General features: G+C 37.1%; 26 protein-coding genes. 17 read left to right on the plus strand and 9 right to left on the minus strand.

Annotated elements, in window-relative coordinates:
* Positions 1-4 precede the first annotated feature (4 nt).
* Positions 5-2,017 carry a lytic transglycosylase domain-containing protein gene (locus QMN76_RS01700; protein WP_282023036.1) on the minus strand — a complete coding sequence of 671 codons (2,013 nt, stop codon included), beginning with the start codon at positions 2,015-2,017 and terminating at the stop codon, positions 5-7.
* A 261-nt stretch (positions 2,018-2,278) separates the two neighbouring features.
* Between QMN76_RS01700 and purB the strand changes: the two genes are divergently transcribed.
* From purB to QMN76_RS01745, 9 genes are all read left to right on the plus strand, one after another.
* Positions 2,279-3,634, plus strand: a complete 1,356-nt coding sequence (purB, locus tag QMN76_RS01705) for an adenylosuccinate lyase (protein WP_282023035.1) — start codon at positions 2,279-2,281, stop codon at positions 3,632-3,634.
* A 133-nt stretch (positions 3,635-3,767) separates the two neighbouring features.
* Complete coding sequence (purC, locus tag QMN76_RS01710) at positions 3,768-4,538, plus strand: phosphoribosylaminoimidazolesuccinocarboxamide synthase (RefSeq protein WP_034337059.1); 771 nt, start codon at positions 3,768-3,770, stop codon at positions 4,536-4,538.
* On the plus strand, positions 4,539-4,781 hold the full coding sequence (gene purS / locus QMN76_RS01715) for a phosphoribosylformylglycinamidine synthase subunit PurS (protein WP_034337056.1): 243 nt from the start codon (positions 4,539-4,541) through the stop codon (positions 4,779-4,781).
* On the plus strand, positions 4,778-5,173 hold the full coding sequence (locus tag QMN76_RS01720; RefSeq protein WP_282023034.1) for a Rap1a/Tai family immunity protein: 396 nt from the start codon (positions 4,778-4,780) through the stop codon (positions 5,171-5,173). Before purS ends, QMN76_RS01720 begins: the two co-directional genes overlap by 4 nt.
* Positions 5,173-5,874: a phosphoribosylformylglycinamidine synthase subunit PurQ gene (gene purQ / locus QMN76_RS01725; RefSeq protein ID WP_282065645.1), complete on the plus strand. Its 702-nt coding sequence runs from the start codon at positions 5,173-5,175 to the stop codon at positions 5,872-5,874. Before QMN76_RS01720 ends, purQ begins: the two co-directional genes overlap by 1 nt.
* Positions 5,871-8,078 carry a phosphoribosylformylglycinamidine synthase subunit PurL gene (gene purL / locus QMN76_RS01730; protein ID WP_282023032.1) on the plus strand — a complete coding sequence of 736 codons (2,208 nt, stop codon included), beginning with the start codon at positions 5,871-5,873 and terminating at the stop codon, positions 8,076-8,078. Before purQ ends, purL begins: the two co-directional genes overlap by 4 nt.
* A 4-nt stretch (positions 8,079-8,082) precedes the next feature.
* Positions 8,083-8,313, plus strand: a complete 231-nt coding sequence (locus tag QMN76_RS01735) for a BolA/IbaG family iron-sulfur metabolism protein (protein ID WP_034337045.1) — start codon at positions 8,083-8,085, stop codon at positions 8,311-8,313.
* A gap of 19 nt (positions 8,314-8,332) precedes the next feature.
* Positions 8,333-8,662 (plus strand): Grx4 family monothiol glutaredoxin, encoded by a 330-nt coding sequence (grxD, locus tag QMN76_RS01740; RefSeq protein ID WP_034337043.1) that lies wholly within the window; start codon positions 8,333-8,335, stop codon positions 8,660-8,662.
* A 157-nt stretch (positions 8,663-8,819) separates the two neighbouring features.
* Entirely contained in the window at positions 8,820-9,140 is a 321-nt protein-coding gene (locus QMN76_RS01745; protein ID WP_034337040.1) for a hypothetical protein, read from the plus strand.
* 3 nt (positions 9,141-9,143) lie between these two features.
* On the opposite strand, the gene QMN76_RS01750 is transcribed toward QMN76_RS01745, so the two are convergent.
* Positions 9,144-9,518 carry a YraN family protein gene (locus QMN76_RS01750; RefSeq protein WP_034337037.1) on the minus strand — a complete coding sequence of 125 codons (375 nt, stop codon included), beginning with the start codon at positions 9,516-9,518 and terminating at the stop codon, positions 9,144-9,146.
* Positions 9,519-9,613: 95 nt separating this feature from the next.
* Here QMN76_RS01750 and cls point away from each other — a divergent pair, with 95 nt between their 5' ends.
* The gene (cls, locus tag QMN76_RS01755; RefSeq protein WP_282023029.1) at positions 9,614-11,050 is read left to right on the plus strand and encodes a cardiolipin synthase; all 1,437 of its coding nucleotides are present in this window, start codon (positions 9,614-9,616) and stop codon (positions 11,048-11,050) included.
* A gap of 4 nt (positions 11,051-11,054) precedes the next feature.
* Here the strand turns inward: cls and QMN76_RS01760 are convergent, their stop codons facing one another.
* Together QMN76_RS01760 and QMN76_RS01765 are read right to left on the minus strand one after the other, a co-directional pair.
* Positions 11,055-11,711, minus strand: coding sequence for an endonuclease/exonuclease/phosphatase family protein (locus QMN76_RS01760; RefSeq protein WP_034337031.1), 657 nt, complete (start codon positions 11,709-11,711; stop codon positions 11,055-11,057).
* A gap of 73 nt (positions 11,712-11,784) precedes the next feature.
* A complete protein-coding gene (locus QMN76_RS01765; protein WP_034337029.1) occupies positions 11,785-12,819 on the minus strand; it encodes an AI-2E family transporter in 1,035 nt (344 codons plus the stop codon).
* Between the two features lie 107 nt (positions 12,820-12,926).
* Here QMN76_RS01765 and metC point away from each other — a divergent pair, with 107 nt between their 5' ends.
* Positions 12,927-14,150 carry a cystathionine beta-lyase gene (gene metC / locus QMN76_RS01770; protein WP_282023027.1) on the plus strand — a complete coding sequence of 408 codons (1,224 nt, stop codon included), beginning with the start codon at positions 12,927-12,929 and terminating at the stop codon, positions 14,148-14,150.
* Positions 14,151-14,155: 5 nt separating this feature from the next.
* Here the strand turns inward: metC and QMN76_RS01775 are convergent, their stop codons facing one another.
* The 5 genes from QMN76_RS01775 to QMN76_RS01795 form a co-directional block, all read right to left on the minus strand.
* Complete coding sequence (locus QMN76_RS01775; RefSeq protein WP_282023026.1) at positions 14,156-15,631, minus strand: YifB family Mg chelatase-like AAA ATPase; 1,476 nt, start codon at positions 15,629-15,631, stop codon at positions 14,156-14,158.
* Positions 15,632-15,737: 106 nt separating this feature from the next.
* Positions 15,738-16,094: a hypothetical protein gene (locus tag QMN76_RS01780; protein ID WP_282023025.1), complete on the minus strand. Its 357-nt coding sequence runs from the start codon at positions 16,092-16,094 to the stop codon at positions 15,738-15,740.
* A 76-nt stretch (positions 16,095-16,170) separates the two neighbouring features.
* Complete coding sequence (gene serA, locus QMN76_RS01785) at positions 16,171-17,424, minus strand: phosphoglycerate dehydrogenase (protein ID WP_282023024.1); 1,254 nt, start codon at positions 17,422-17,424, stop codon at positions 16,171-16,173.
* A 29-nt stretch (positions 17,425-17,453) separates the two neighbouring features.
* Positions 17,454-18,248: an inositol monophosphatase family protein gene (locus tag QMN76_RS01790; protein WP_034337017.1), complete on the minus strand. Its 795-nt coding sequence runs from the start codon at positions 18,246-18,248 to the stop codon at positions 17,454-17,456.
* 4 nt (positions 18,249-18,252) lie between these two features.
* Positions 18,253-19,125, minus strand: coding sequence for a c-type cytochrome (locus QMN76_RS01795; RefSeq protein ID WP_282023023.1), 873 nt, complete (start codon positions 19,123-19,125; stop codon positions 18,253-18,255).
* Between the two features lie 125 nt (positions 19,126-19,250).
* On the opposite strand from QMN76_RS01795, the gene QMN76_RS01800 reads away from it, so the two are divergent.
* The 6 genes from QMN76_RS01800 to QMN76_RS01825 all read left to right on the plus strand — a co-directional run bounded on the left by QMN76_RS01800 (position 19,251) and on the right by QMN76_RS01825 (position 26,103).
* Positions 19,251-19,982 (plus strand): 3-deoxy-manno-octulosonate cytidylyltransferase, encoded by a 732-nt coding sequence (locus QMN76_RS01800; RefSeq protein WP_282023022.1) that lies wholly within the window; start codon positions 19,251-19,253, stop codon positions 19,980-19,982.
* 6 nt (positions 19,983-19,988) lie between these two features.
* Positions 19,989-20,840: a prephenate dehydratase gene (locus tag QMN76_RS01805; protein WP_282023021.1), complete on the plus strand. Its 852-nt coding sequence runs from the start codon at positions 19,989-19,991 to the stop codon at positions 20,838-20,840.
* A 52-nt stretch (positions 20,841-20,892) separates the two neighbouring features.
* Positions 20,893-21,783 (plus strand): 4-hydroxy-tetrahydrodipicolinate synthase, encoded by an 891-nt coding sequence (gene dapA, locus QMN76_RS01810; RefSeq protein WP_282023020.1) that lies wholly within the window; start codon positions 20,893-20,895, stop codon positions 21,781-21,783.
* A gap of 3 nt (positions 21,784-21,786) precedes the next feature.
* Positions 21,787-22,269 carry an SsrA-binding protein SmpB gene (gene smpB / locus QMN76_RS01815; protein WP_034337007.1) on the plus strand — a complete coding sequence of 161 codons (483 nt, stop codon included), beginning with the start codon at positions 21,787-21,789 and terminating at the stop codon, positions 22,267-22,269.
* Between the two features lie 188 nt (positions 22,270-22,457).
* A complete protein-coding gene (locus QMN76_RS01820) occupies positions 22,458-23,672 on the plus strand; it encodes an acetate/propionate family kinase (protein WP_282023017.1) in 1,215 nt (404 codons plus the stop codon).
* Between the two features lie 73 nt (positions 23,673-23,745).
* A complete protein-coding gene (locus QMN76_RS01825; RefSeq protein WP_282023016.1) occupies positions 23,746-26,103 on the plus strand; it encodes a phosphoketolase family protein in 2,358 nt (785 codons plus the stop codon).
* Positions 26,104-26,144: the final 41 nt, after the last annotated feature.

Consider the following 26,144-nt stretch of genomic DNA (forward strand, 5'->3'; position numbering starts at 1 on the left):
TTACTTATTTATTAATTGATGTCTGATAAATAATTGTATTTTCAATTACTCTTTGAACGTAATTTCTGGTTTCTGTATATGGAATTTGCTCTATCCAATCGATTAATTGATTTTGAGCATCAGAGCCATTGGCTGGATCTCCATATTGAACAATCCATTTTTGTACACGATTAGGGCCCCCATTATATCCAGCAACTGTGTAAGGAATAACATTATTAAAACGTGTCATCAGTTTGTTTAAATAAGCAGTGCCAAGCTTAATATTATTTTCTGGAACAATCAAATTACCAGGATTTCCCATTTTTGCAGGTAGACCAATTTGAACGGCAATCTCTTTGGCAGTAGAAGGCAATAATTGCATTAAACCATAGGCATTTGAGGGGCTGACAATTTTCGGGTCAAAGCTGCTTTCTTGACGCATTACACCAAGTTCAAGGCCTTCAGGTAAGTTAGATGATGGAATAGCATAAGGACGAGGCCAACCATTTTTTAATAAAATGGTGCCCTTAGCTCCAGCAAATCTTGCCATCATTACAGCATCTTCGGGTAAGTTCATTTGATTAGCAATACTGGCATTCATTGCTTGTTCTATCGTAGAACTGCTTTGTTTATTTTCTGCCAGCAAAAATGGGCGTGCATGTGGAAAATCATTTCGTGAAACTAAAATTTGAGCTGCTTGAATTAACTCTCTGTTTTTAAAAGAATTTAACTCTAAAGATGACCATGATGGTTCTTTGATATATGACAGATATTTTGTAATGGCATTTGAGATTAATGATGGATTTAAAATAACACTGCCATTATGAATATTTTCTAGCTCTGCAATTGCCATTTGCCCATAGAAAGTGGTTGGTAATTGTGCTGCTTGTTGCCAAGCTTGCTGGGCAGACGAAGCATTATTCATGTCTTGATAAGCACGTCCTAACCAATAATAACCTCGGCTAGTGGTGATTACAGAACTTGCTTGAGTTAACTTCTTAAAATATCCGATTGAATCTAAAGGTTTATTTAATTTTCTTAGTAAAATCCATCCTGCTAAAAATGATGAATCTGCAGAGCATGAATCATTATTGCAAGCTTCTACTGAAGCCAAAGCGAAAGCAGTTTTAATATTCCCTTCATCCAACAAAGAACGAATAAGGGTATTGCGTTCTATCCAAAATCGTTTTTGATCAGAATTACGTTCTGCTTGAAAGCCAGTTTCTAGCCACAATTTTGCAGCTTCATCATTTCTGCTTTGTGAACGTAGCCAACGTAATCGAGCATAAACTAATCCAGGTATTTTTAAATCAGATGAATTAAGCGAAGAAAGCAAATTTACCGCATCGGGTTGTTGTTTGCGTAAAGCTAGAATAGCAGATGCAATTTTTTGTTTGGAAGGTTGTAAATTCTGAATTTGTTTGGATGCTGCTGCTAGATAACCATAGGACTCAAGGTAGTTGAACCGTTCCCATTGGTTTCGTGCTGTTAATTTATTGTTAAAAATAGTCAATATTTGCTGTGCATCTGCAAGTTTCGTTATGGAATGTGTCCAAGCATACTGAGCTTGTTGAATCAATCGATTTGTGATTTGAGTTTGTTGCGCGCAAAAAGTTAACGCATCTGCAGTTGTAATAGATTGGTTTTCACATATTGATTTGATGACATTTTTGTCAGTTTCGGTCAATAAAGCCTGCTGCATTTTTTGGATAAATACTTGGCGATTGGGCCAAGATGGATTTTCTTGTATAAATTGCGCATAAGTTATGGTGCTGCCACCATTAGGTTGTAAAAGCTGTAAATATAAATCGACTTTTTGTTGTACCGTTGCGTTGGGGGATAAACCAACATCATCCACATCATTTTTTTCTGAGAACGTTTGTGGAATTCCTGACGAAGGCGCTGTATTGGATAGCGTTTGTGCATAAGGTTGAGATTTCACGGAGTTACTATTGCTGCTGCATCCAACGATAGATATGGAAAAAACGGTTAATATAGTTGTAAAATTAAAAAAGGATTTCATTGTCAAGATATTCATCTAAAGAATATAGCCTTTATGAGGGTCAAATGTTTTTGTCAGACAAATATTAATTCAATTATCCTATAAAAAACAATGAATAATCTTATTTATTGACGATTATGTTAACTATTAATTATATGCTTTTGCCGATACCATAACAAATTTAACAAGATGTCATGTAAATTTAATTTATTTTAAAATTAAAAAATCTGGATGAAAGCGGAAAAAAATATGATATAAACTATTTTTAAGCTATCGACATAGAAAGGAACGACGGGGATGATACCGCGTTATAGCCGCCCAGTAATGACTGCAATTTGGGCACCTGAAAATCGTTATCGTATTTGGTTTGAAATCGAAGCTCTGGCCTGTGAAGCAATGGCCAAATATGATTTTATCCCCAAACAATCAGCAAAAAACATTCGTGAAAATGGCGACAAAGCCATGGTTAAGTTTAATGCTGACGATGTTGCTAAAATTGACGCAATTGAAGCAAAAGTACGTCATGATGTGATTGCTTTTTTGACATGGTTAGCTGAAAATATCGGCGAAGATAGTCGTTTTGTCCATATGGGCATGACTTCTTCCGATGTATTAGATACATGTTTATCTGTTCAATTAACCCAAGCTGCTGATATCTTATTAGAAGATATGGATAGAGTATTAGAAGCATTAAAAAATCGTGCTTTTGAGCATAAATATACCTTAACTATCGGTCGTAGTCATGCCATTCATGCTGAACCTGTGACTTTTGGTTTAAAATTGGCTGGTTATTACGCAGAATTTGCACGTAACAAAACGCGTTTATTACAGGCACGTGAAGAAATTGCAACTTGTGCAATTTCTGGCGCTGTTGGCACTTATGCGCATATTGATCCAAGAATTGAATCTTACGTTGCTGAAAAATTGGGATTAACAGCAGAACCTGTATCAACCCAAGTGATTCCTCGTGATCGTCATGCAGCCTTTTTTGCTGCATTAGGCGTTATCGCCAGTTCTATCGAACGGTTAGCTATTGAAATTAGACATCTTCAACGATCAGAAGTCCGTGAAGCAGAAGAATATTTCCATCCTGAACAAAAAGGATCTTCTGCGATGCCACATAAACGTAATCCTGTATTAACAGAGAACTTAACGGGTCTAGCTCGTATTGTGCGTTCTCATGTTGTGCCTGCGATGGAAAATGTTGCATTATGGCATGAACGCGACATCAGCCATTCCTCCGTTGAACGCATGATTTGCCCAGACGGCACCATTACCCTTGACTTTGCATTAAACAGACTTGCAAGCGTTATTGAAAAATTAGTCGTATATCCTGATCGCATGCAGGAAAATATCGAAAGTCTTGGTGGGGTTGTTCATTCTGGTGAAGTATTGCTAGCGCTCGCCCGTGCTGGATTATCAAGAGAACAATCTTATCGTATCGTGCAACGCTCTGCGATGGAGACTTGGACTAAGTTAGGGAAACCTGAAGGTAAAAGCTTTAGAGAGAATTTAGAAAACGATCCAGAAATTACAGGTCGTATTGATTCTTCGATCTTAGACAAAGCTATGGACGGCAGTATGCATGTTCAAAACCTTGATCACATATATCAAAATGTATTTGGTGAAACAGGACCTAAACCAAAGAATTAATTATCTTTGATAAAATAGCTTGTAAATCAAGCTATTCTGTCAATATGATATCTATGATATTAAATAATAGAATATATTCCGTTTGATATTATTTAATTGTTACAACTTTATTACGATATATTAAGGGACGATTATGACCCGCCGTCGACAAATTTATGAAGGTAAGGCAAAAATCCTCTATGAGGGGCCAGAACCTGGAACAATTGTTCAATATTTCAAAGATGATGCCACTGCTGGAAATGGTGCCAAAAAAGGAACTATTACAGGAAAAGGTGTTTTAAATAATCGCATCAGCGAATATTTAATGACGCAAATCGAAGATATTGGCATTCCAACCCATTTCATTCGTCGTTTAAATATGCGCGAACAGTTGGTTAAAGCTGTTGAGATTATTCCACTTGAAATCGTTGTCCGCAATGTTGCTGCTGGCAGTATTGTTAAACGGTTAGGGCTAGAAGAGGGGCTTCGTTTACCTCGTCCTTTGGTTGAATATTACCTTAAAAATGACGATCTGAACGATCCGTTGGTATTAGAAGATTACATCACTGCATTTAATTGGGCAACCGTTCAAGAGATGGATGAGATCGTTACTTATACACTCAGAATTAATGATTTTTTAAGTGGGCTATTACTTGGCGTTGGCATTAAGCTGATTGATTTCAAATTGGAATTTGGCAGATTTTGGAAAGATGATGAATCTCATATTGTTCTGGCTGATGAAATTTCCCCTGATAATTGTCGTTTTTGGGACATTGAAAGTGGCGAGAAACTAGATAAAGATCGTTTCCGTCGTGATTTAGGTAAAGTTGAAGAAGCTTATCAAGAAGTTGCGCGTCGTTTAAAAATAATTCCAGAATCAAATATTGAATCCCTCAAAGGTAAAGAAGGCTTGGAGAGTATCTAAATGAAAGTTCGTTTAATCATTATGTTAAAGCAAGGGGTTTTAGATCCTCAAGGCAAAGCAATTAATCATGCTCTACATAACCTGTCTTTTGAAGAAGTCCAAGATGTTCGCGTTGGTCGTGTGATTGACTTAGAAGTCACAGAAACATCTTCTGAAAAAGCAAAAGCCAGAGCTACTGAAATGGCTCAGCAATTGCTTGCAAATGGTGTGATTGAAGACTTTCAAGTCGAGGTTCTAACATGAATACAAAAAGAGCCTTACTTTTGGCTGGTTTTGGATTGATGGTGATTTCTGCTACTCCGAATGCTATGGCACAAAGAGTAACACAATTACAAGCAGGTAAATTCTTGCAATATTGTAAAAATCCAAAAGCCTTAAAATTATGTGATGCGTATATCAGTGGAATTTCTGATTCTGTTGCTTATTCAAAAATGTTTGCTAAAAACCAAGGAGATGTGAAATCACCTGCTGGTTTTTGTATTGCCACTAATATTTCTGGTAAAGAAATGAGGGATAAAGTGATTGCGTGGATGGATGGTCATTCAGACAAACTGACGCAACCTGCTGGGGCGGCTGTATTTACTGCATTACATGATGCCTATCCATGTAATCCTAATCAAAATGGAAAAAAATAATGAAAATAGGTATCGTTGTTTTTCCAGGCACTAATCGTGAAAGAGATATGGTTATTGCTTTTGAGCACGTAACTGGGGTTAGACCAAGTATCATTTGGCATCGTGAAACATCGTTACCACAACTTGATATGGTTGTACTGCCTGGTGGATTCAGTTACGGGGATTACCTGCGTTGTGGTGCGATGGCCGCACACTCGCCAATTATGCGTGAAATTCAAGCCTTTGCACAAAAAGGCGGATATATCATGGGTGTTTGTAATGGTTTTCAAATCTTGACTGAAGCAGGCCTTTTACCAGGTGCGTTATTGCCGAATGCAAGTTTAAGATTTCTTTCAAGAGATTGCCATTTGCGTATTGAGCGTAATGATACGCCTTATACTCGTGGATGGAAGCAAGGTGATGTATTTAAAACCGCAACTGCGCATGGTGATGGTAATTACTTCTGTGATGCAGAAGGATTAAAACGCCTTGAAAGTGAAGGGCAGGTTGTGTTTCGTTATACTTCTCCAAACGGAGAAATTAATCCATTGAATTCAGATTATAATCCAAATGGTAGCATTAATGCGATTGCAGGGATTGTAGATCAAACGGGTCGTATTTGTGGAATGATGCCTCATCCCGAAGATATGGTTGACCCATTAATGGGCAGCGAAGATGGAAAACCTCTTTTCCAAGGAATCATGGAGACATTAACACGATGAGTAAACCACAACTTATTGTAAATGAAGAGCTTGGTAAAGAATTTGGTCTTTCAAAAGACGAATATGCCAAAGTTTTAACGATCATGGGCAAAACCCCGAGCCTAACAGAGCTTGGTATCTTTTCCGTGATGTGGTCTGAGCATTGTTCTTATAAATCTTCACGTGCTTGGCTCAGTAAACTGCCAACCAAAGCACCATGGGTTATTCATGGACCAGGTGAAAATGCTGGTGTTGTCGATATTGGTCAAGGGTTGGCCGCTATTTTCAAAATGGAAAGCCACAATCATCCATCCTTTATCGAACCTTATCAAGGTGCTGCTACAGGTGTTGGTGGTATTTTACGTGACGTCTTTACCATGGGCGCACGTCCGGTTGCCAATTTAAATGCTTTACGTTTTGGCAGCCCAGAGCATCCTGCTACCCGTCATATTGTTGATGGCGTTGTACGTGGCATTGGTGGTTATGGAAACTGTGTTGGCGTTCCAACAGTTGGTGGTGAAGTAAACTTCCATGCCAGCTATAATGGGAATCCTTTGGTCAATGCCATGAACGTCGGTGTTGCCAGACAAGACCGTATTTTTCTTTCTGCTGCTGCTGGTATTGGGAACCCTGTCATTTATGTGGGGTCTAAAACAGGTCGTGATGGCATTCATGGCGCAACTATGGCCTCTGCTGAGTTTGACGAGGACGCAGCATCAAAACGTCCAACCGTTCAAGTTGGTGACCCTTTCGTTGAAAAATTACTAATTGAAGCTTGTTTGGAACTCATGGCAACGGATGCGATTGTTGCTATTCAAGATATGGGTGCGGCTGGGCTGACCTCTTCTGCTGTAGAGATGGCAGGAAAGGGGGATGTAGGAATTGAATTAAACCTTGATCATGTTCCTCAACGTGAAGAACAAATGACAGCCTATGAAATGATGTTGTCAGAAAGCCAAGAACGTATGTTAATGGTTTTACGTCCTGATCGTACAGATCTAGCAAAAGAAATCTTTGAAAAATGGGAGCTTGATTTTGCTATTATTGGTCATTTGACCGATACAGGTCATATTGTTATCAAGCATCATGATAAAATTGAAGCCGATATTCCATTAAAACCTTTGGCTGATGAGGCACCTCTATATCATCGTCCAACTGCACCTTCTCCAAAACCAGAACCACTGGGTGCATTAGATGTGAATGTCAGTATCGAACAGTCCTTAATTAAATTGCTCGGATGTGCAGATCTTGCTTCTCGTTCTTGGATTTGGGATCAATATGATAGTACTATTGGTGGACAAACCGTATATCGCCCTGGTCAAGCTGATGCTGCAATTATTCGTGTTGATGGAACTCAAATTGGTCTTGCGTTAACCACAGATTGCACACCGCGTTATTGTGCAGCTGATGCATATCAAGGTGGAGCCCAAGCGGTTGTAGAAGCTTGGCGTAATATCACCGCAACAGGTGCGAAACCCTTGGCAGTTACCGACAATCTGAACTTTGGCAATCCTGAAAAACCAGAAGTCATGGGACAAATTGTTGCCGCTATTGAAGGTATGAGAGATGCATGTAATGCTCTGGATTTCCCAGTCGTGAGCGGTAACGTTTCATTATATAATGAAACTCGGGATGCAAATGGCGAGAACGTTTCTGTATTACCAACACCTGCCATTGGTGCCTTGGGTGTGATTAATGACGTTTCTAAGACGGTCGGAAATGCCCTTAAAGCAGACTATGACCTTGTTGTCATTGGTGCAACCAAGGGCGAATTAGGACAAACATTGTGGTTAAGAGAAATCTTGGGTAAAGAAACTGGTAATCCACCCCAAGTAGATTTGCAAGCAGAACGCCGTAATGGTGATTTTGTCAGAGAGCAAATTGCTAATGGATTAATCAATGCCTGTCATGATTTGTCTGATGGTGGTTTGTTAGTTGCAATTGCTGAAATGGCAATGGCAGGTAATACCGGTTGTACTTTAGATGTGCCTGATGTGGGAATGCGTCCAGAAGCTTATTGGTTTGGTGAAGACCAAGCACGGTATTTAATCATGACCTCCAAAAAAGATACGCTTTTACAAGCCGCCAAAGAGCATAATATTCCAGCAAGACTAGTTGGTTGCACGGGTGGTGACAGTATAGTTATGCCTTCTGGTGCAGTGATAACAATTGCTCGAATGAGAACTGCTTCTAAAAGCTTTTTTGAAAAATTAATGAAAGTCTAATTTTATGGATGTATCTGAAATCGAAAATCGCCTACGAACCGCTTTTCCTGATGCAGAGATTGATGTCGGTGCATTAAAAAAAGATGGAAGGCATTTTTATTGTAAAATTTCAGCAAAAGAATTCACTGGTTTAAATAAAATCAAACAGCATCAGTTAGTATACAAAGCATTAGGGGATTATCTTCAACAAGATCTTCATGCTTTAGCTTTACAAACTGATGCTCTCTTAACTTAAATTAAATATTGGAAAAAAAATGAGTAATCCTGTTTTTGATCAGATTAAAAATATAATCGATTCTAATGATGTAGTTTTGTTTATGAAAGGAACAGCAGATTTCCCAAGCTGTGGATTTTCTGCAAAAGTTTCACATATTCTTGCTGATTTAGGTGTTTCTTTTAAAGATGTAAATATTTTAGAAGACGATTCTTTACGCCAAGGATTAAAAGAATTCTCTAATTGGCCAACGTTTCCTCAACTTTACGTCAAGGGAGAATTGGTTGGTGGGTGTGATATCATCAGAGAAATGCATGAATCTGGTGAATTAGCTCAACTTTTTAAAGATAATGCCATTTCTTGTCATTAATATTTGTCACATAAAAACAACATAAGAAGGAAAATTATTAAAAAATGATTATTCTTCTTATTCATGTATATCCAAGACAAACTTTTTAAGTTAGCTTTTAGCGTAACATTTTATGTATCCGTCAGCAGTTAATCTTATATCGTTAAAGAGAGAATAAATGGTCAGACATTTTAAAAAAACAGTTTGTATGCTTTTTGGTGCCGCAGCACTTATTTCCTTATCTCCATCTCCAGCAAAAGCACAACATATTGTTACTGAAACTGAAGCTGGTAAACTGACCTTTGAATCTTTAACTGCTGCTCCAGCCGCTCGTCATTATAAGGCAAGAAAAGTTTCTTATAATTCTTCTTCACAAAAAAGCCATTCAAAACTTGTTAGAAACGTTTCTTATAAACAAAAAGGCAAACTTACTGTAAAGAACGCTGTTTATAAGTCTTCTGCACATAGAAAGACAACATCAAAACGTCATCGCAGCTAATTTTTAATTTTCTGTTAAAATGATATTTTCGAAATGTTCGATTTGTCCTAATTGATCAATAGCGATCAGGTCAAATCGAACATTTTCTATTTCAGGATAATGATATTCTAAATAATATGATGCTGCTTTTAACAGTCTCTTTTGTTGATGTAGACTGATTGCTGCCAAAGCATCATTCATTTTTTTCCTAGCTTTGACCTCAACAAATAATAACAAGTTTTCTTTTTTAGCAATTAAATCGATTTCACCATACGGATTGTGAAATCGTTTATGTAAAATATTCCACTGTTGTTTTATTAAATAATTTGCAACAATATTTTCAGCTGACAAGCCTTTATGATAGGCAAACATACCTAGTTTTTGATTGCTATTTTTCATTGTGATATTTTATCATGAAATAACTCTATTTATAAAATAAATCTTAGTATTATATTTTTATTATGAATATCATTAAAAACTGAAAGTTTGATTGAATGCATGTATTTTATACGTATTTATTTTTAACAGATTTCAAGCAAGATTGGTTTTTAGCGATCTTACGGTTTATTTTGATATTATTTGTTATATTTCATTCTTTACGTCATGTTCGCGATACAAGAGCTACTATTGGTTGGATTGGCTTTACGTTAATTATGCCGATTACTGGTTTTATTCTTTACTCTATGTTTGGTGTGAACCGTGTGATGAGGCGAGCACAAAAATTGTTCAATAACCGTCCTTGGCACAGTCAATTATTAAGTAATATGACCCAATATTCTGTTAAGGGGCATTTTTATCCTTTGGCTAAGGTCGTGGAAGGGTTTACACAACGCCCATTGTTAATGGGTAATCAGGTGGACATTTTAAATAATGGGGATCAAGCCTATCCTATTATGTTACAAGCTATAAATTCAGCTAAGGAATGTGTTTTTTTATCATCTTATATTTTAAAAAGTGATGCCACAGGAAAAATATTTGCTGATTCTTTAATAGAAGCCCAAAAAAGAGGGGCAACGGTTCGGGTTTTAATTGATGGAATAGGAAGTGGATATTTTTATTGTCCTATTGCTAATTACCTAAAAAAAAATGGGATTATTGTTGATCGTTTTATGCATTCCTTTTTACCTTGGAAAATGCCTTTTATTAATCTTAGGACACATAAAAAAATATTAGTTGTTGATGGTAAGGTTGGATTTCTTGGTGGACTTAATATAGCTAATGAAAATGTGCTTTTAAATAAACCTAAACATCCTGTATCAGATACACATTTTCAGGTAACAGGGGGAATTGTGCATGAGTTAACAGAAGCATTTTTACAAGATTGGTTTTTTGTTACTTCAGAGGATTTGAACAAAAAGAAATTTTATCCTACTCCTGAAATAAAAGGAGATATGGTTTGTAGGATTATTACTGCAGGCCCTGATTCCGATTTGGAAAAAATCAAATATACGATGATGCAGGCAATAAGTTTGGCCAGAAAGTCTATTCGTATTATGACACCATATTTTTTACCTGATGATCGTTTTTTATCTCTTTTATGTCTTGCTGCTGTCAGAGGTGTGAATGTTGAAATTATTATTCCCAAGCAAAGTAATCAACAATTAGTCGACTGGGCTCGGAACATCAATAATATTATGCCATTACAACTTGGGTGTAAAATTTGGTTAGTTAACCCCCCATTTAATCATTCAAAATTAATGGTTGTTGATAGGGTTTGGTCTTTTGTTGGCAGCTCTAATGTTGATATGCGCAGCTTACGCTTAAATTTTGAAATTAATATGGAAGTTTATGATAAAGAATTTGCCGAAAGTATAGATGACTTTATGGGTTCCCATCGGGATAAATTATTAACATTAGATGCTTTGCAACAAAGACCAGCAATTGCTAAGTTTAGAGATGCAACTACAAGGCTTTTGCTGCCTTATTTATAACGTATTATAGAGGTCTCAATGTAACCATAATGGGACGATGATCAGAGGAAGAACGTGATAGAACTTGTTTATCTATACATTCCATTCCTCTGACTAAACAACGATCCAAACGAATAGGGAGTATATTAATCATTTTATGAGTTGGCACACGGGGGCCGACATCATTAAACCCAGGAAGCATAACAGGACCAACCAAGTTATAGTCTCCTAAAACAGCGGCACAGTCTGGTAAGTAATCTGAAAGTACTTGCAATTGTCTTCTATTTAGAATTTGTCCATGTGATAAATGAACGTTAGCAATCCAAAATTTTCCATAGTCAATTAATTGAGCTACTCTTTTTATCAAAGCGCCTTTGGGCAAGGTATATGTTGAGGGTGGTGCTTTGAAAGGATAAGGGCTCCAACAAGCAACACCGTGGATACGCCCAGGGAGAGGGAAACGACTGTAATATCCACCTATTAATTGAGGTAAAATATTCATTTCTTCTGTTGCTTCTTGCATTAAAAGTAATTCTGGTTGGTGCGTATTTACGAGATAAGCAACGTCATATGGAGAAGCACCAACTTTTCTTAATAAATTCCAACTTATAATTTTGAAATATTGTAGATCTGGCTGTGTATCAACACGGTAATGGGCGTCAATTTTAGATGGATAAGACATAAATATTATTACTTGTCACTTATAAATATTTGCTGAGTCTATCATAATCACACTTTGTTTATAATTGAAAATATTATTTTTCAATGCCTTCTTTGGAAAACTCTAAAGTCAACGTATATCCTAATCCTAATAAAACGGGCCCAAGAAAAATCCCTAATCCGCCAAAAGCCAAAACCCCTCCTAGAATACCAAGGACACTCAATAAGTATGGAAGCTTATTACCAGAGGAAATAAACATGGGTCTGATCACATGCTCTACACCAGATATAATTACAATACCATAAGTCAAGAGTAACAATGCAGAGATGATATGATGATGATAAAAACCAAGCCAAATAACGGCTGGAATCCATACAACTGGAGCCCCAATTGGGAAAAGAGATAGAAAAGCTGCAATACCTCCTAATAAAACAGGTTCTGGAATATTAAATAGAGCTAAACCACAACCCGTCAAAATACCCTGTAAAAGAGCTGTTCCGATAATCCCATATACAGTTCCTAGAATTGTTTTATTTGTCATTTCGACTAGACGTTTAGAAGACGGGCCTGCAATTTTAAAAATAATATCTAAGATTACTTTTCCTAAATAATCACCACTTAACCAAAAGAAAAAAGAAATGAATAATGCAAAAGCAAATTGAATAAATCCACCAATTGTTTGTAAAAAAACAGAAAAAGAAGCTCGAGTAATATCATAAAGATAAGGACGAAGGCTGTCTCCAATACTTAATAAATGTTCAGCGCCTTGCTCCCAAGTTTTGGCTAAATAATTATTGATAATAGGGATATGTTTCATCCAATTGGGTGGGGTTACAAAATTAATAGAAGCAGTTGCCGAGGAAATCGTTTGTACAACCCTTGGAACATCATCGATAATTGCCGAAGATAAAATAATAATAGGCATGACCATACACAAACCGCAAAAAAGCGTCATTAATAAAGCTGCAAAGACTTTCCCAATATATTTTTTAAGGAAAACGTACATTGGCCAAGTCGCAAAGCTAATAATAGCTGCCCATAAAATAGAAGAGAAAAGAGGGTGTAATATTAACCAACATCCATATGCAATTGCTGCTAGAATAATATATAAAATGACACGCTGATTCATAATTTTCTCTATTAATATATTTTATATAAAAGACTGTAAAAAGATTAAAAACTTTATACAATATGAATTGTTAAAAATACCATCATTAAAATTGGCAAGGATAGACTATGGTTACTTTATCTCCTGATGAATACGCAGTTTCTCATGGTTGGAAGGAATTATCAACATTACTTGTTACCGCAGGTAGACATAAAGAATCTCTTTCTGATCAAGGTCAATTTGTAAACGACCCTTTGCATCGAGGTTCAACTGTAATTTATCCCTCAGTTTCGGCAATGCGTAATACTGAAGGTCAACAATATCAACATCATACTTTATATGGAGCAATGGGATCTCCCAATCAACATGAACTTGAAAAAGTTATGACGTTGATAGAGGGTGGAAGTCATACCCAAATTGTATCTTCGGGATTAACGGCTTGTACTTTACCCTTATTGGCTTTTTTGTCTTCTGGAGATCACTGTTTATTAATTGATAGTATTTATGGACCTACAAAGCGCTTTTCAGAAAAAGTAATGAAACGTTTTGGTATAGAGATAAGCTATTATCCAGCAGATATTACGGTCGCTGAAATCGAAAGATACATACAACCCAATACCAAAGTCATTTTTACAGAAAGCCCAGGCAGTCATACTTTTGAAATTCAAGATATTCCAGCACTTGCTAGGCTGGCACATCAACATCATATCAAACTATTTTTGGATAATACTTGGGGAATAGGGATCTTTAAGCCATTTGAGCATGGCGTTGACGTCTCTGTGCAAGCTTTAACCAAATATGCGAATGGGCATTCTGATCTTGTGCTTGGAGCTGTGACAGTAAACAATGATCCAGACTGGCATCTATTAAGAGACACGGCGATTGCTCTTGGTGAAGTCGCTGGACCTGACGCTTGTTGGTTAGCCCTAAGGGGCCTTAGAACCTTGGGTGCGCGGTTGGAACAACAATCAATTTCTGCATTACATATTGCCAAGTGGTGCCAAAACCAACCAGAGATAGAGCGTGTCTTACATCCAGCTTTATCAAGTTGTTATGGTCATGACTTATGGAAAAGAGATTTTGCAGGTGCAAGTAGCCTTTTTACACTCGTTTTTAAAAGTCATATTCAAACCCAACAAGTTATTAACATGATTGAAAGGTTAAATCTTTTTGCTATTGGTGCATCATGGGGCGGATATGAAAGTTTGATTTTGCTGACTGATGGTGAGATCTACAGGAATTTTCCTAATCAACTCTTAACAGGGTCGGCATGTCGATTGCATATTGGCCTTGAAAATACTCAAGATTTAATTGATGATTTAAATAGTGCTTTCTCTATTTGGCGTTCATAAAAAAATTAGCGTTGTCGAAAAGTTAAAGCCTCGGCAACGCTGGATATATCGATTTCGGACTTTAATGCCAGATCAGCAATGGTTCTGGAAACTCTTAAAAGTCGAGTAATACCCCGAGCAGATAGTTTTAATTGCAAGGATGCCTTTTCTACCATTTCAGCAACCTCATGATCAAGTTGAATATGATTGGTATTAATTTCATTATTCAGCATATTTTGTCGTGTTAGTTGCTGTTCTCTGGCCAATTTTACTCGTTTTGCAACGACTTCACTTTTCTCTCCACAGGCAATATTAATGATATCTTTGGGTGGAACTGGCTCTATATTGGTAATTAAATCAATACGATCCAGCAAAGGACCCGAAATTTTTCGGGTATATTCTTCTTTGCATTTTGGAATACGGTGACATTCGCGCTCAATATCGCCTGCATACCCACAACGGCAAGGATTCATAGCCGCAATAAACTGAAAATGTGCAGGGTATGTTATATGCGATGTTGCCCTGGCAATTGAGATATTGCCTGTTTCCAATGGTTGACGTAAAGCTTCTAAGGCGTTTCTGGCAAATTCAGGGAGCTCGTCTAAAAATAAAACACCATGATGAGCTAAACTAATTTCACCTGGTTTTACTTTAACACCACCGCCTGTAATGGCAACTTGGCTGGCGGAATGATGAGGGCTACGAAAAGGAGGTCGAATTATTGGCGCAGAGTTTGGTAACAATCCAGCACAACTGTATATACGTGTCACAGCCAAAGATTGTTGTGGGGTCAAATTCGGGAGCAAGCTTGGTAAACGTGCAGCCAGCATTGATTTTCCAGCACCAGGAGGGCCAATCATAAGCATAGAATGCCCACCAGCTGCGGCAATTTCCAAAGCTCTTTTAGCACCTTCCATACCTTTGACTTCGTATAAATCTGGATCTTTGGGAGGTGGTGGTAATTCAGAAAATTCTGGTTTAGATAAAATCTGTTTGCCAGTAAAATGATGTAATAATGCTAGTAGTGAAGGGGCGGCTAAGATATCAATATCTCCACCAAGCAAGGCTTCACTACCTTGATTATAAGGGCAAATTATTCCTCTTTCTTCGGCTGCAGCACCAATTGAAGCAGAAATTACACCATTTACATTTCCTAATGCCCCATCTAAGGAAAGTTCACCCAAAGCAGCATAATGCATAAGCTCTTCTTGAGGAATAATATCCATTGCACATAAAAGACCTAAGGCAATCGGTAAATCATAATGTGTGCCTTCTTTAACGATATCTGCTGGTGCTAAATTAACTAAAATCCGTTTAGGAGGCAGGGCTATTCCCATCGAAGTCAATGCCGCACGAACGCGTTCTCTTGATTCCGTAACCGCTTTATCAGCCAAGCCTACAATGATAAAAGCAGGAAGCCCACGTGTCATTTGCACTTGAACTTCTACAGGAACAGGGTCAATACCAGAAAAAGAAAAAGTAAGAACTCTGGTAATACTCATTTTAATCGTCCTGTATAAATAACATTACATTCAGAGATTAAAATATATAATTTTATGAAATTAACAATCTTTTTGTAATAAATTAAAAGATGTTTAAGTTATATTTTTATAAATCAAACTTTAGGTGAAAAATATATAAATTATAAACAATAGTCGTAATTATATAAGATAGCCATATAACAGCAATTGTTTTTTCTATAATAAGTAAATGATTACATATAGAAATTAATAAAAGAACAGGAAAAAAAATACCAATACCCAACATAATGCCAGCAAAGCTAGTATCTTTGAAAATAAGCAGATTAGCTAAAACTAAAAAGGGAATAATTTTTTCTGTTTTAGAATCAGTCTCTTCAAAAAATATGTTTAGAATTGATTTATATAAAAGAGAAATTGTAAGGATACAAGGACCAAAAAATAATAAAATCAACAGAATGATTGAACATATATCCGAAGGCGTCATTCTGTGTTAGTTCCTTAATATTTTTTATATGCTATTAATGATTGAAAACTATCAATAGCATATAATTTTATTATTCCTATTTATCACATGGGCGATATAAGATACGTGCACGAATTGTGCCATCTAATTTACGTAATGAGCGTAGGATTTCGATATCTTTGTCATCTTCTGTTGTTGCTTCGATAACGACATAACCGACTTCACCACTGGTTTGCAAATATTGTGCGGAAATATTTGCGTCCGCTTCGGTAAAGATGTTATTGATTTTTTGCATAATACCAGGAACATTTTTATGCACATGCATATATCTTGTTCCTTTTAAGCGAATAGGAAGTTGAACCTCTGGGAAATTCACAGAGCTGAGTGTTGAACCAACGTCTGAATATTCAATGAATTTATTCGCAACTTCACGACCAATACGTTCTTGAGCTTCGATCGTAGAGCCACCAATATGTGGGGATAAAATAACATTATCCAATCCACGCAAAGGAGAAGAAAATTCTTCACCTTTTTCTTTGGGCTCTTTGGGAAACACGTCAATAGCAGCACCTAGTAAATGCTTGCTTTTTAATGCCGCTGCCAAAGCATCAATATCGACCACTTGACCACGAGCATTATTAATTAAGAAAGAGCCAGGCTTCATCATAGCAATTTCTTTTTCCCCAATCATATTAACAGTGCTTTCCAGATGTGGAACATGCAAACTGACAATATCACTTTGTTTTAACAGTGCAGCCAAAGACTCAACAGGCCGTGCATTTCCATGCATTAATTTATCAATTGGATCGTAATAAATCACATGTAGTCCAAATGCTTCTGCTAAAATAGAAAGTTGGGAACCAATAGATCCATACCCCACAATTCCAAGCGTCTTCCCTCTGACTTCCCAGCTATTTGTGCTACTTTTATCCCATAGCCCTTTATGGCATTCATCTGAACGGGTGAAAATACGACGTAATAGCATTACGATTTCACCCATTACTAATTCAGCAACAGAGCGTGTATTACTAAAAGGTGCATTAAATACAGGAATACCGCGATGACGTGCAGCGTCTAAATCAACTTGGTTTGTACCAATACAGAAACAACCAATGGCAATTAATTTATCCGCAGCATCTAACACGGCTTCGGTTAAATGGGTGCGGGAACGAAGACCAACCAGATGAACCCCTTTGATAGCTTCTTTTAAAGCATCTTCTTCCAAAGCAGTTTTTAAGTAGGTAATGTTATTATACCCATTTTGTTTTAAAAGCTCTACAGCACTGTCATGCACACCTTCCAACAACAAGATACGAATTTTATCTTTGGGTAAAGATAGATTAGAAGCCATTTTATTTTCCTATATTCCAATAAAAAAAATTAGTCATTATTTAGTAAATTAACCACCTGTTGTTTTAACTTGGGATCACCAAGTGCCAACACGGTTTCTTTACTATTTAAATTCAAAGGATTTCCTTGCCAATCTGTGATACTTCCACCAGCACCTTCGATAATAGGGACCAAAGCTGCCCAGTCCCATATTTTATTTCCATATTCTATAATTAAATCAATTTGCCCCAAGGCCAATAGACCATAGGCATAACAATCACCACCCCAGCTAATGCGCTTTGCCTGATTTAAAACTTTTTTCCAATATGTATTAGGCGCAGTTTCAAAGATTTCTGGTGCAGTACATGATGCCTCAGCAAACCTTAGTTCAGAGCAAATTCTGGTACCAATTTTCCCACCAAACTCTGAAATAAATTGTGCGGGCTGTCCTTGAACGCCAATCCAACGTTCACGTGTGATGGGTTGATCAATAATTCCCAGAACTGGACTGCCTTCATATAACAGAGCAATTAAAATACCAAATGAGGGACGCCCTGTAATGAAAGCACGTGTACCGTCAATTGGATCAATAACCCATTGATATTTTGAATTGGTTTTATTAATCCCAAATTCTTCACCAATAATACCAAAATGAGGTGTTTCTTTTTGTAAAACTGCACGAATAATTGTTTCAGATTCGCGATCTGCCTGCGTAACAGGAGACTCATCTGATTTGATGTCTGCTTGTAATAAAGGCTGTCTGAAATAAGGTCGAACCGCTTTACCCGCTTGTGTAGCAGCTTCCTGAGCTATTTGGAGATAGGAATCTAAGTGATGTTTAGTCATAAGATTAATGGTTACCCTGTGGAGAAAGAGAACGAAGATATGAAATAATATTTTTTCTTACTTCTTCAGAACTGACACCTTTATAAATCATTTTGCTGCCAGGAGCCCATTTTTGTGGATTCTCTATCAATTGATCCAAATCACTTTCAGTCCAATTCGTTTTTTTGTTTTTAAGAACCCCAGAATAGGTATAATTAGACTGTGACGCAATTGGTTTGTTTATAATATTATATAAATTGGGTCCTAATCTGGCATTTCCATTTTGGGTATCTGTATGACAAACAGCACAATTACGTTGAAAATCTTCTTTACCTTGAACAACTTGAGGATTTTTGTCTTTGGTTGGCTCTGATTGTTTGTTAGCTGTAGGCGTAGTTTTAGATTCAATAGCAGGAGCAGAAGGGGATATACTTTTTAAATAAGCAATAATATTGATGCGATCTTGGGTTGATGGAACGCCAGGATAAGCCATAATTGTATCAGGAGCAAAATTCATCGGGCGAGACAACCACAAATTAAGATTTTGTGCATTCCAATATTCTATATCATGCTTTTTTAAACTGGTTGAATAGTAAAAACCAGGAACAGATGCGATTTGACTACCCATAATATCATATAAGTTAGGGCCTATTTTTTGTGGACCATCTTTGGTGAATGTATGGCATAGACTGCATTGTTGAGCAGCAAGCTCTTTCCCTTTGGTAACATTTCCAGAGGTAAGGTCAATATGCTCATTTTGATCACCATCAATAAAAAAAGCAGGTTTAAAAGGCGTTGTATCGCGAATCATTACTGATCCTATGCCCCAAGCCGCCGCTAAAACACAAACAGAAAATACGCCTGCGACTGCTAATCTATTCCAATCGAAACTGTCCATTTTTGAATAATTTTCTTTATACTGTAAAATGAGCTAGACAACCATTATTTGTTTATAGAATAAAGATACGTTATCAGCTATAAAAGAAAAGAAAAAAAACGATCTTAATTGAGAACCACAACCAAATGAATGCGTTAATTATAATCCCCGCACGCCTGGCCTCTACAAGGTTACCTAATAAACCCTTGGCCGATATTTATGGAAAACCAATGATTGTGCATGTGATGGAACAAGCACAAAAAGCCAATATTGGTCCTGTTATTGTGGCTTCTGGTGACAAAGAAATTACAGATATCATTACTCAAGCTGGGGGCAGGGTTATTGATACAGACCCTGATCTTCCTTCTGGTTCAGACCGCGTTTATCAAGCATTTCTGCAAGTTGAAAACCATCAAGATTATGATGTTATCATTAATTTACAAGGGGATTTGCCTTTGATAAATCCTGATGATATCCGTCAGTCTTTACGCCCATTATCAGATTCAACGGTTGATATTGCGACTTTGATTGCACCTATTAAAACCGATTTTGAACGTAACGCCCCCTCTGTGGTCAAAGTAGCATGTAGCTTTAAAGATCAAGATACTATAGGAAAAGCACTCTATTTTTCCAGAGCGCTTATTCCTTCAGGAGAAGGTCCTCTATGGCATCATGTAGGAATTTACGCTTATCGCAAGGCTGCATTAGAACGTTTTATTTCTTTACCAGCATCCTATTTGGAAAGCAGAGAAAAGCTTGAGCAACTTAGAGCTTTAGAGGCTGGGATGAGTATTGGTTGTGCGACTATCCAAGATGCGCCATTCGGTGTAGATACACCAGAAGACTTGGAAAATGTCAGAAAAATAATAAAAGGTTAATCTATAATGACAGAAAAAAAAATTATTGCCTTCCAAGGCAGACCTGGCGCCTATTCTGACCTTGCTTGTCGTGAAGCCCGACCTGGTTGGACGACTTTACCGTGTGAAGATTTTCATGCAACCATTAAAGCTGTTCAAACAGGCAAAGCAGATCAAGCTATGTTGCCCTGTGAAAATAATTTAGTCGGTCGAGTGCCTGATATTCATACATTGTTACCTTCATCAGGGTTATTTATTGTTGATGAACATTTTCAGAGAGTTGAACATTGTTTAATAGGAATCCGAGGGGCAAAAATTGAAGACATTAAACGTTTGCATACGCATCCCGTAGCTATGGGGCAAGTAGCAGCGCTTATTCAAGATTTAGGTATTGAACCAATTATTGAATTTGATACTGCGGGTTCTGCTGAAATTATTGTTCAGTTAAATAATAAAGAAGACGCAGCAATCGCATCTTCCTTGGCTGCAGAACTTAACGGACTTGAGGTTTTACGTCACAATGTAGAAGATGAATCCTATAATACGACACGGTTTTACATTGTAGCTCAAGAAAAAGATGTTCCACCATTTCACGAAAAAGATATCATAACAACATTGTTATTTAAAACCAAAAATATTCCTTCAGCTTTGTACAAAGCTTTGGGAGGGTTTGCTACCAATAATATTAACATGACAAGGTTGGAAAGCTGCATGGCTGATGGGACTTTTATAGCTACAAAATTTTTAGTTGATGTTGATGGACATATAGAGGAAGCTGGTTTAAAGCGTGCTATTAATGAGTTGCGTTTTTATGCCGAGGAATGTGTTATTTTAGGGGTCTATCCTGCATCACCATATCGTCAATCAAAACAACATTAATCTATATTTTATGCTATAAATTACTAAGAGAAAGAATACAAAGGAACATTTCATGACAAATATTTGGCTAGAGGGCTCACTTACAGCATTAATTACTCCTATGAATCAAGATGGTTCTTTGGATGTTAAGGCGTTTGAGAAATTTGTAGATTGGCAAATACAACAAGGCACCTCTGCGCTTGTACCTGTTGGAACAACAGGGGAAAGCCCAACTTTGTCTCATGAAGAACATAAAAAGATTGTTGAAATTGCAGTTAAAGTCTCTGCTGGGCGTGTGCCTGTTTTAGCTGGTGCTGGTTCTAATTGTACAGATGAAGCAATTGAAATGGCGAATTTTGCCAAAGAGATCGGTGCAAATGCGGCTCTTGTTGTAACGCCATATTACAACAAACCTACTCAAGAAGGGTTGTTCCTCCATTATTCAGCCATTGCTAATGCATCAGAGTTCCCAATATATATTTACAATATTCCTGGACGTTCTGTAATTGATATGTCTGTAGAAACGATGGCTAGATTAGCGGAAAACCCTTATATTGTCGGTGTGAAGGACGCAACTGCGAATTTAGTTCGCCCTATTCAAGAGCGCCGTGCGATTAAAAAACGTTTTAATTTGCTTTCTGGTGAGGATGGAACAGTGGTTTCTTATCTAGCTGCTGGTGGGAATGGATGTATCAGTGTGACTGCGAATGTTGCCCCGAAATTTTGTGCGCAAATACACAAAGCTTGGAAAGAAGGAAAGGTTGCAGAGGCGATTGCTCTGCAAGATCGTCTTTCTGTACTACATGATGCAATGTTCTGTGAAAGTAACCCAGGGCCTGTTAAATATGCAGCATCGCTCTTAGGTTTATGTAACGAAGTTTGTCGCCTGCCTTTGGCACCGATTACTGATGCTTCAAGGCAAAAAATTAAACACGCCCTAGAGGTGGTTGGATTATTAGGTTAAGTTATGGCTGAGAAAAAAACGAATAGTTTAATTTCTTTTGGAAATGTTGCTAAAAACCGAAAAGCTACTTTCAATTATTCTATAATAGAAAAAATTGAGGCGGGCATTATGTTAAAAGGGCCAGAAGTAAAAAGTTTACGTAATGGCCGCGCAACAATTAATGAGGCTTTTGCCGGAGAAAGGGACGGGGAAATATGGTTGTTTAACAGCTATATTCCTGAATATCAAGGGGGTGTTCTGTCCAAATTTGATCCCAAAGCACCACGTAAATTGTTATTGCATCAAAAGCAAATTAACAAATTATTGGGATCAATCACACGCGAAGGCATGACGCTTGTTCCTTTAGATATATTCTTTAATTCAAGAGGGATAGCCAAGGTTTCTTTGGGGTTAGGGCAAGGTAAAAAGAAGACCGATAAACGCCAGGCAATCGCAGATCGTGATTGGAAAAGGGACAAGGCAAGACTATTAAGAAATAAAGTTTAAATTTTCTAAGAAACTTTTGACAAAAACTAAATAAAGTACCATCATAAAACAGAGGTGATCACAAAAGAGAGAGTGAAAACTTAGTGAAACTATTTAATTTTTATATAATAATGATTTCAAGCTCTTAAGGCTTCCTGTTGTTGAACACGCTCTAGATATACACTATTTTTCTAGTAAGGTTTTCTTGAATGGCAGATTCGGTATTAATAATAAATGCAGGTTCATCAAGTCTAAAATTTTCTTTGTATCGTGAAGATGCAAAGCAAGAGTTTGTTTGTAGCACTAATGGGTTGCTAGAAGGGATTGGGACCAACAAACCTCATCTCATCATTAAAGATAATAAAAAAAATATAATATATGAGAAAAATTGGATAGATCCTAAACTCTTCCAATCAAGTGCCAGAGGTGCCCTATTTGATGAAACGATGGAGTGGCTATTTACTCATCTAGGCAATGATCAAATTATTGGTATTGGACATCGTTTCGTTCATGGTGGTTCTAAATACTCTGCTCCTGCTATTGCTAATGAAAAAGTATATGAAGATTTAAAAGCCCTCACTCCTTTCGTACCTTTACATCAGCCTGGTAGTTTATCTCCTATGCGCGTGATGCTTGATAAAAGACCTGAAATTGTTCAAGTTGCATGTTTTGATACGGCTTTTCACGCAACCATGCCTGATTATGCAAAACGTTTTGCATTACCCAGAAAATATTATGACGATGGGGTACGGCGCTATGGTTTCCACGGTTTGTCTTATCAATATATTGTCCAATATTTACAAGAAACGAACTCTCCTTTAGCCAATGGTAAAGTTATTGTTGCACATTTAGGAAATGGTGCCAGTGTCACCGCAATTCATAATGGAAAATGTATCGATACCTCTATGAGTTTTACACCGCTTGATGGTTTAGTCATGGGAACACGTACCGGACATATTGATGCTGCAATTATTTTGTATATGTTACAAGAGGAAAAGTTATCTGCTGAAGAAATTCAAGATTTGATTTGGAAAAAATCCGGCCTTTTGGGTGTTTCAGAGGTTTCAAGTGATATGCGTGATATTGTCGAAGAAGTCAATACAAGCGGCGCCAAAGCAGTTTATGCAAAACAAGCACTTGATTTATTTACGTATAGACTGGTTGGCGAAATTGGGCGATTAGTTACCTCCTTACAAGGTTTCGATGGTTTAATATTTACAGCTGGTATTGGTGAACATTCTTCAACTTTGAGGTTTGAAGTTTGTAAAGCTTTAGAGTGGTTAGGCGTAAATATTGACAAAGAAGCAAATAATTCTGGAGATCTGATTATCAGTAAATCAGAAAGTAAAATTTTAGTTCAGACTATTCCTACAAATGAAGAGTTAATTATGCTTCAGGAAGTTTTGAAGTTCGCCAAGAATTAAAGAAACCTGCAACAATTTTATTAATGAAAGACTTTGATATTTGTAGATTATAATAAAAAAGGACGTGGATAAAATGACGAATAAGAATCCTTTATCCTCTAAAGAAGTAGAGCTATTTAACAAATGGTGGCATGCTGCTAATTATTTGTCCGTTGGACAAATCTATTTAATGAAAAATCCGCTTCTCAGAGAGCCTTTAAAATTAGAACATACAAAACCCCGCTTGTTGGGACATTGGGGTACGACACCTGGTTTGAATTTCATCTATTTACATTTAAACCGTATTATTAGAAATCGTGATTTAAATATTTTATATGTTGCAGGTCCAGGTCACGGGGCTCCAGGTGTTGTTGCTTCAACTTATATTGAAGGAACTTATACCGAGCTTTTTCCCGATATTACTGAAGATGAAGCTGGAATGCAAAAACTTTTCAAACAGTTCTCTTTCCCAGGGGGTATTCCAAGTCATGCCGCACCAACCACACCCGGCTCTATTCATGAAGGTGGTGAATTAGGGTATTCTCTATCTCACTCTTATGGTGCGATTTTTCATGATCCAGATTTAATCGTTGCTTGTGTTATTGGTGATGGTGAAGCAGAAACAGGGCCATTGGCTGCTTCGTGGCATAGTAATAAATTTGTTAATCCAAAAACAGATGGTGCTGTTTTGCCTATTTTACATCTTAATGGATATAAAATTGCTAATCCAACTGTTCTAGCTCGTATTTCTCATGAAGAATTATCAAATTTAATGCATGGTTATGGTCATGAGCCTATTTTTGTAGAGGGGCATGATCCTAATGAAATGCATCAAAAAATGGCTGTCGCTTTTGATGAGGCATTTGATAAAATTAGACAAATCCAAAAAGATGCCAGAGAAAACAATAAAACAGATCGTCCATTATGGCCTATGATTGTTCTGCGCAGCCCTAAAGGATGGACTTGTCCAAAAACAATCGAAGGCGAAAGAGTAGAAGATTTCTGGCGTGCCCATCAAGTACCATTTGGTGATTTAACAAAACCTGGACATTTAGAGCTATTAGAAAAATGGATGAAAAGCTATCATCCAGAAGAGTTATTTGATGAATCTGGTAAATTATTCCCCGAAATTGCTGCGTTAAACCCAGTAGGTTTTAAACGCATGAGTGCTATACCTCAAAGTAATGGTGGTGCAGTCAAACGAGCATTAAAACTACCTAATTTTACAGAATATGCTTTGGCTATTAGTGCACCTGGAAGAGAGGAAGGAGAGGCTACACGTATTTTAGGTAGTTACTTGCGTGATGTTGTTAAAGCAAATAAAAATAATTTCTTAGTTTTATCTCCTGATGAAAACAATTCTAACCGCTTAAATAACGTCTTGGAAGTTACTAACCGTGTTTGGAATGCAGAGATTTTTGATTTTGATGATCATTTGGCTCATGAAGGTCAAGTCATGGAAATCCTCAGTGAGCATACAATTGAAGGATGGCTAGAAGGATATTTGTTAACAGGACGTCATGGTTTCTTCTCTTGTTATGAAGCTTTTATCCATATTGTCGATTCTATGGTTAACCAGCATTCTAAATGGATTGATGGTGCCAAAGAGGTTGAATGGCGTAGGCCAATTGCTTCATTAAATATCTTGTTAACATCCCATGTATGGAGACAAGATCATAATGGATTTAGCCATCAAGATCCTGGTTTTATTGACCATGTGGTCAGAAAACAATCTGATATTAGTCGTATCTATTTACCACCTGATGCAAATACTTTGCTTTATATTGCTGATCATTGTTTGCGTACAAGTAACAGAATTAACGTGATTGTTGCTGGTAAACAACCACAAGCACAATGGCTCAGTATGGATGCTGCAATTAAACATTGTACTGAAGGTGTTGGTATCTGGGAATGGGCCAGTAATGACAAAGGGCATGAGCCAGATGTTGTTCTTGCCTGTGCAGGTGATGTTCCAACGATGGAAGCATTAGCTGCCGTTAAAATCTTACATGAACATATGCCAGAGTTAAAAGTTCGTTTTGTTAATGTTGTTGATTTAATGACATTGGCTGCACCATCTCAACATCCTCATGGTCTGTCAGATGGTACATTTGATTCCCTTTTCACTAAAGATAAACCAGTGATCTTTGCTTATCATGGATATCCTCAACTTATTCACTCTTTGGTTTATAAAAGAACAAATGCGAAAAATTTCCATGTTCATGGCTTTAGAGAAGAAGGAACAACAACAACCCCATTTGATATGGTAGTTTTAAACAATTTAGATCGTTATAACTTGGTTGCGAATATTGTTAATCGTACAGCCAAGAATAGTTCAAAAGTTGCTTATATAAACCAAATGGTTCGTGATAAATTAGTAGAACATAAACGTTATATCCACGAACATGGTCAGGATATGCCCGAGATCCGTAATTGGTCTTGGACTTCTTAAATTAAAATGATAATGGAGGAGAAGAGGAAATAGTCTTTTCC

It is taken from the genome of Commensalibacter papalotli (ex Botero et al. 2024) (assembly GCF_947179115.1).
GTDB lineage: Bacteria > Pseudomonadota > Alphaproteobacteria > Acetobacterales > Acetobacteraceae > Commensalibacter > Commensalibacter papalotli.

Excerpts from the sequence above, each read along its gene's own strand:
- QMN76_RS01700 (WP_282023036.1), bottom strand. The coding sequence starts at position 2,017 with ATGAATATCTTGACAATGAAATCCTTTTTTAATTTTACAACTATATTA.
- purB (WP_282023035.1), top strand. The coding sequence starts at position 2,279 with ATGATACCGCGTTATAGCCGCCCAGTAATGACTGCAATTTGGGCACCT.
- purC (WP_034337059.1), top strand. The coding sequence starts at position 3,768 with ATGACCCGCCGTCGACAAATTTATGAAGGTAAGGCAAAAATCCTCTAT.
- purS (WP_034337056.1), top strand. The coding sequence starts at position 4,539 with ATGAAAGTTCGTTTAATCATTATGTTAAAGCAAGGGGTTTTAGATCCT.
- QMN76_RS01720 (WP_282023034.1), top strand. The coding sequence starts at position 4,778 with ATGAATACAAAAAGAGCCTTACTTTTGGCTGGTTTTGGATTGATGGTG.
- purQ (WP_282065645.1), top strand. The coding sequence starts at position 5,173 with ATGAAAATAGGTATCGTTGTTTTTCCAGGCACTAATCGTGAAAGAGAT.
- purL (WP_282023032.1), top strand. The coding sequence starts at position 5,871 with ATGAGTAAACCACAACTTATTGTAAATGAAGAGCTTGGTAAAGAATTT.
- QMN76_RS01735 (WP_034337045.1), top strand. The coding sequence starts at position 8,083 with ATGGATGTATCTGAAATCGAAAATCGCCTACGAACCGCTTTTCCTGAT.
- grxD (WP_034337043.1), top strand. The coding sequence starts at position 8,333 with ATGAGTAATCCTGTTTTTGATCAGATTAAAAATATAATCGATTCTAAT.
- QMN76_RS01745 (WP_034337040.1), top strand. The coding sequence starts at position 8,820 with ATGGTCAGACATTTTAAAAAAACAGTTTGTATGCTTTTTGGTGCCGCA.
- QMN76_RS01750 (WP_034337037.1), bottom strand. The coding sequence starts at position 9,518 with ATGAAAAATAGCAATCAAAAACTAGGTATGTTTGCCTATCATAAAGGC.
- cls (WP_282023029.1), top strand. The coding sequence starts at position 9,614 with ATGCATGTATTTTATACGTATTTATTTTTAACAGATTTCAAGCAAGAT.
- QMN76_RS01760 (WP_034337031.1), bottom strand. The coding sequence starts at position 11,711 with ATGTCTTATCCATCTAAAATTGACGCCCATTACCGTGTTGATACACAG.
- QMN76_RS01765 (WP_034337029.1), bottom strand. The coding sequence starts at position 12,819 with ATGAATCAGCGTGTCATTTTATATATTATTCTAGCAGCAATTGCATAT.
- metC (WP_282023027.1), top strand. The coding sequence starts at position 12,927 with ATGGTTACTTTATCTCCTGATGAATACGCAGTTTCTCATGGTTGGAAG.
- QMN76_RS01775 (WP_282023026.1), bottom strand. The coding sequence starts at position 15,631 with ATGAGTATTACCAGAGTTCTTACTTTTTCTTTTTCTGGTATTGACCCT.
- QMN76_RS01780 (WP_282023025.1), bottom strand. The coding sequence starts at position 16,094 with ATGACGCCTTCGGATATATGTTCAATCATTCTGTTGATTTTATTATTT.
- serA (WP_282023024.1), bottom strand. The coding sequence starts at position 17,424 with ATGGCTTCTAATCTATCTTTACCCAAAGATAAAATTCGTATCTTGTTG.
- QMN76_RS01790 (WP_034337017.1), bottom strand. The coding sequence starts at position 18,248 with ATGACTAAACATCACTTAGATTCCTATCTCCAAATAGCTCAGGAAGCT.
- QMN76_RS01795 (WP_282023023.1), bottom strand. The coding sequence starts at position 19,125 with ATGGACAGTTTCGATTGGAATAGATTAGCAGTCGCAGGCGTATTTTCT.
- QMN76_RS01800 (WP_282023022.1), top strand. The coding sequence starts at position 19,251 with ATGAATGCGTTAATTATAATCCCCGCACGCCTGGCCTCTACAAGGTTA.
- QMN76_RS01805 (WP_282023021.1), top strand. The coding sequence starts at position 19,989 with ATGACAGAAAAAAAAATTATTGCCTTCCAAGGCAGACCTGGCGCCTAT.
- dapA (WP_282023020.1), top strand. The coding sequence starts at position 20,893 with ATGACAAATATTTGGCTAGAGGGCTCACTTACAGCATTAATTACTCCT.
- smpB (WP_034337007.1), top strand. The coding sequence starts at position 21,787 with ATGGCTGAGAAAAAAACGAATAGTTTAATTTCTTTTGGAAATGTTGCT.
- QMN76_RS01820 (WP_282023017.1), top strand. The coding sequence starts at position 22,458 with ATGGCAGATTCGGTATTAATAATAAATGCAGGTTCATCAAGTCTAAAA.
- QMN76_RS01825 (WP_282023016.1), top strand. The coding sequence starts at position 23,746 with ATGACGAATAAGAATCCTTTATCCTCTAAAGAAGTAGAGCTATTTAAC.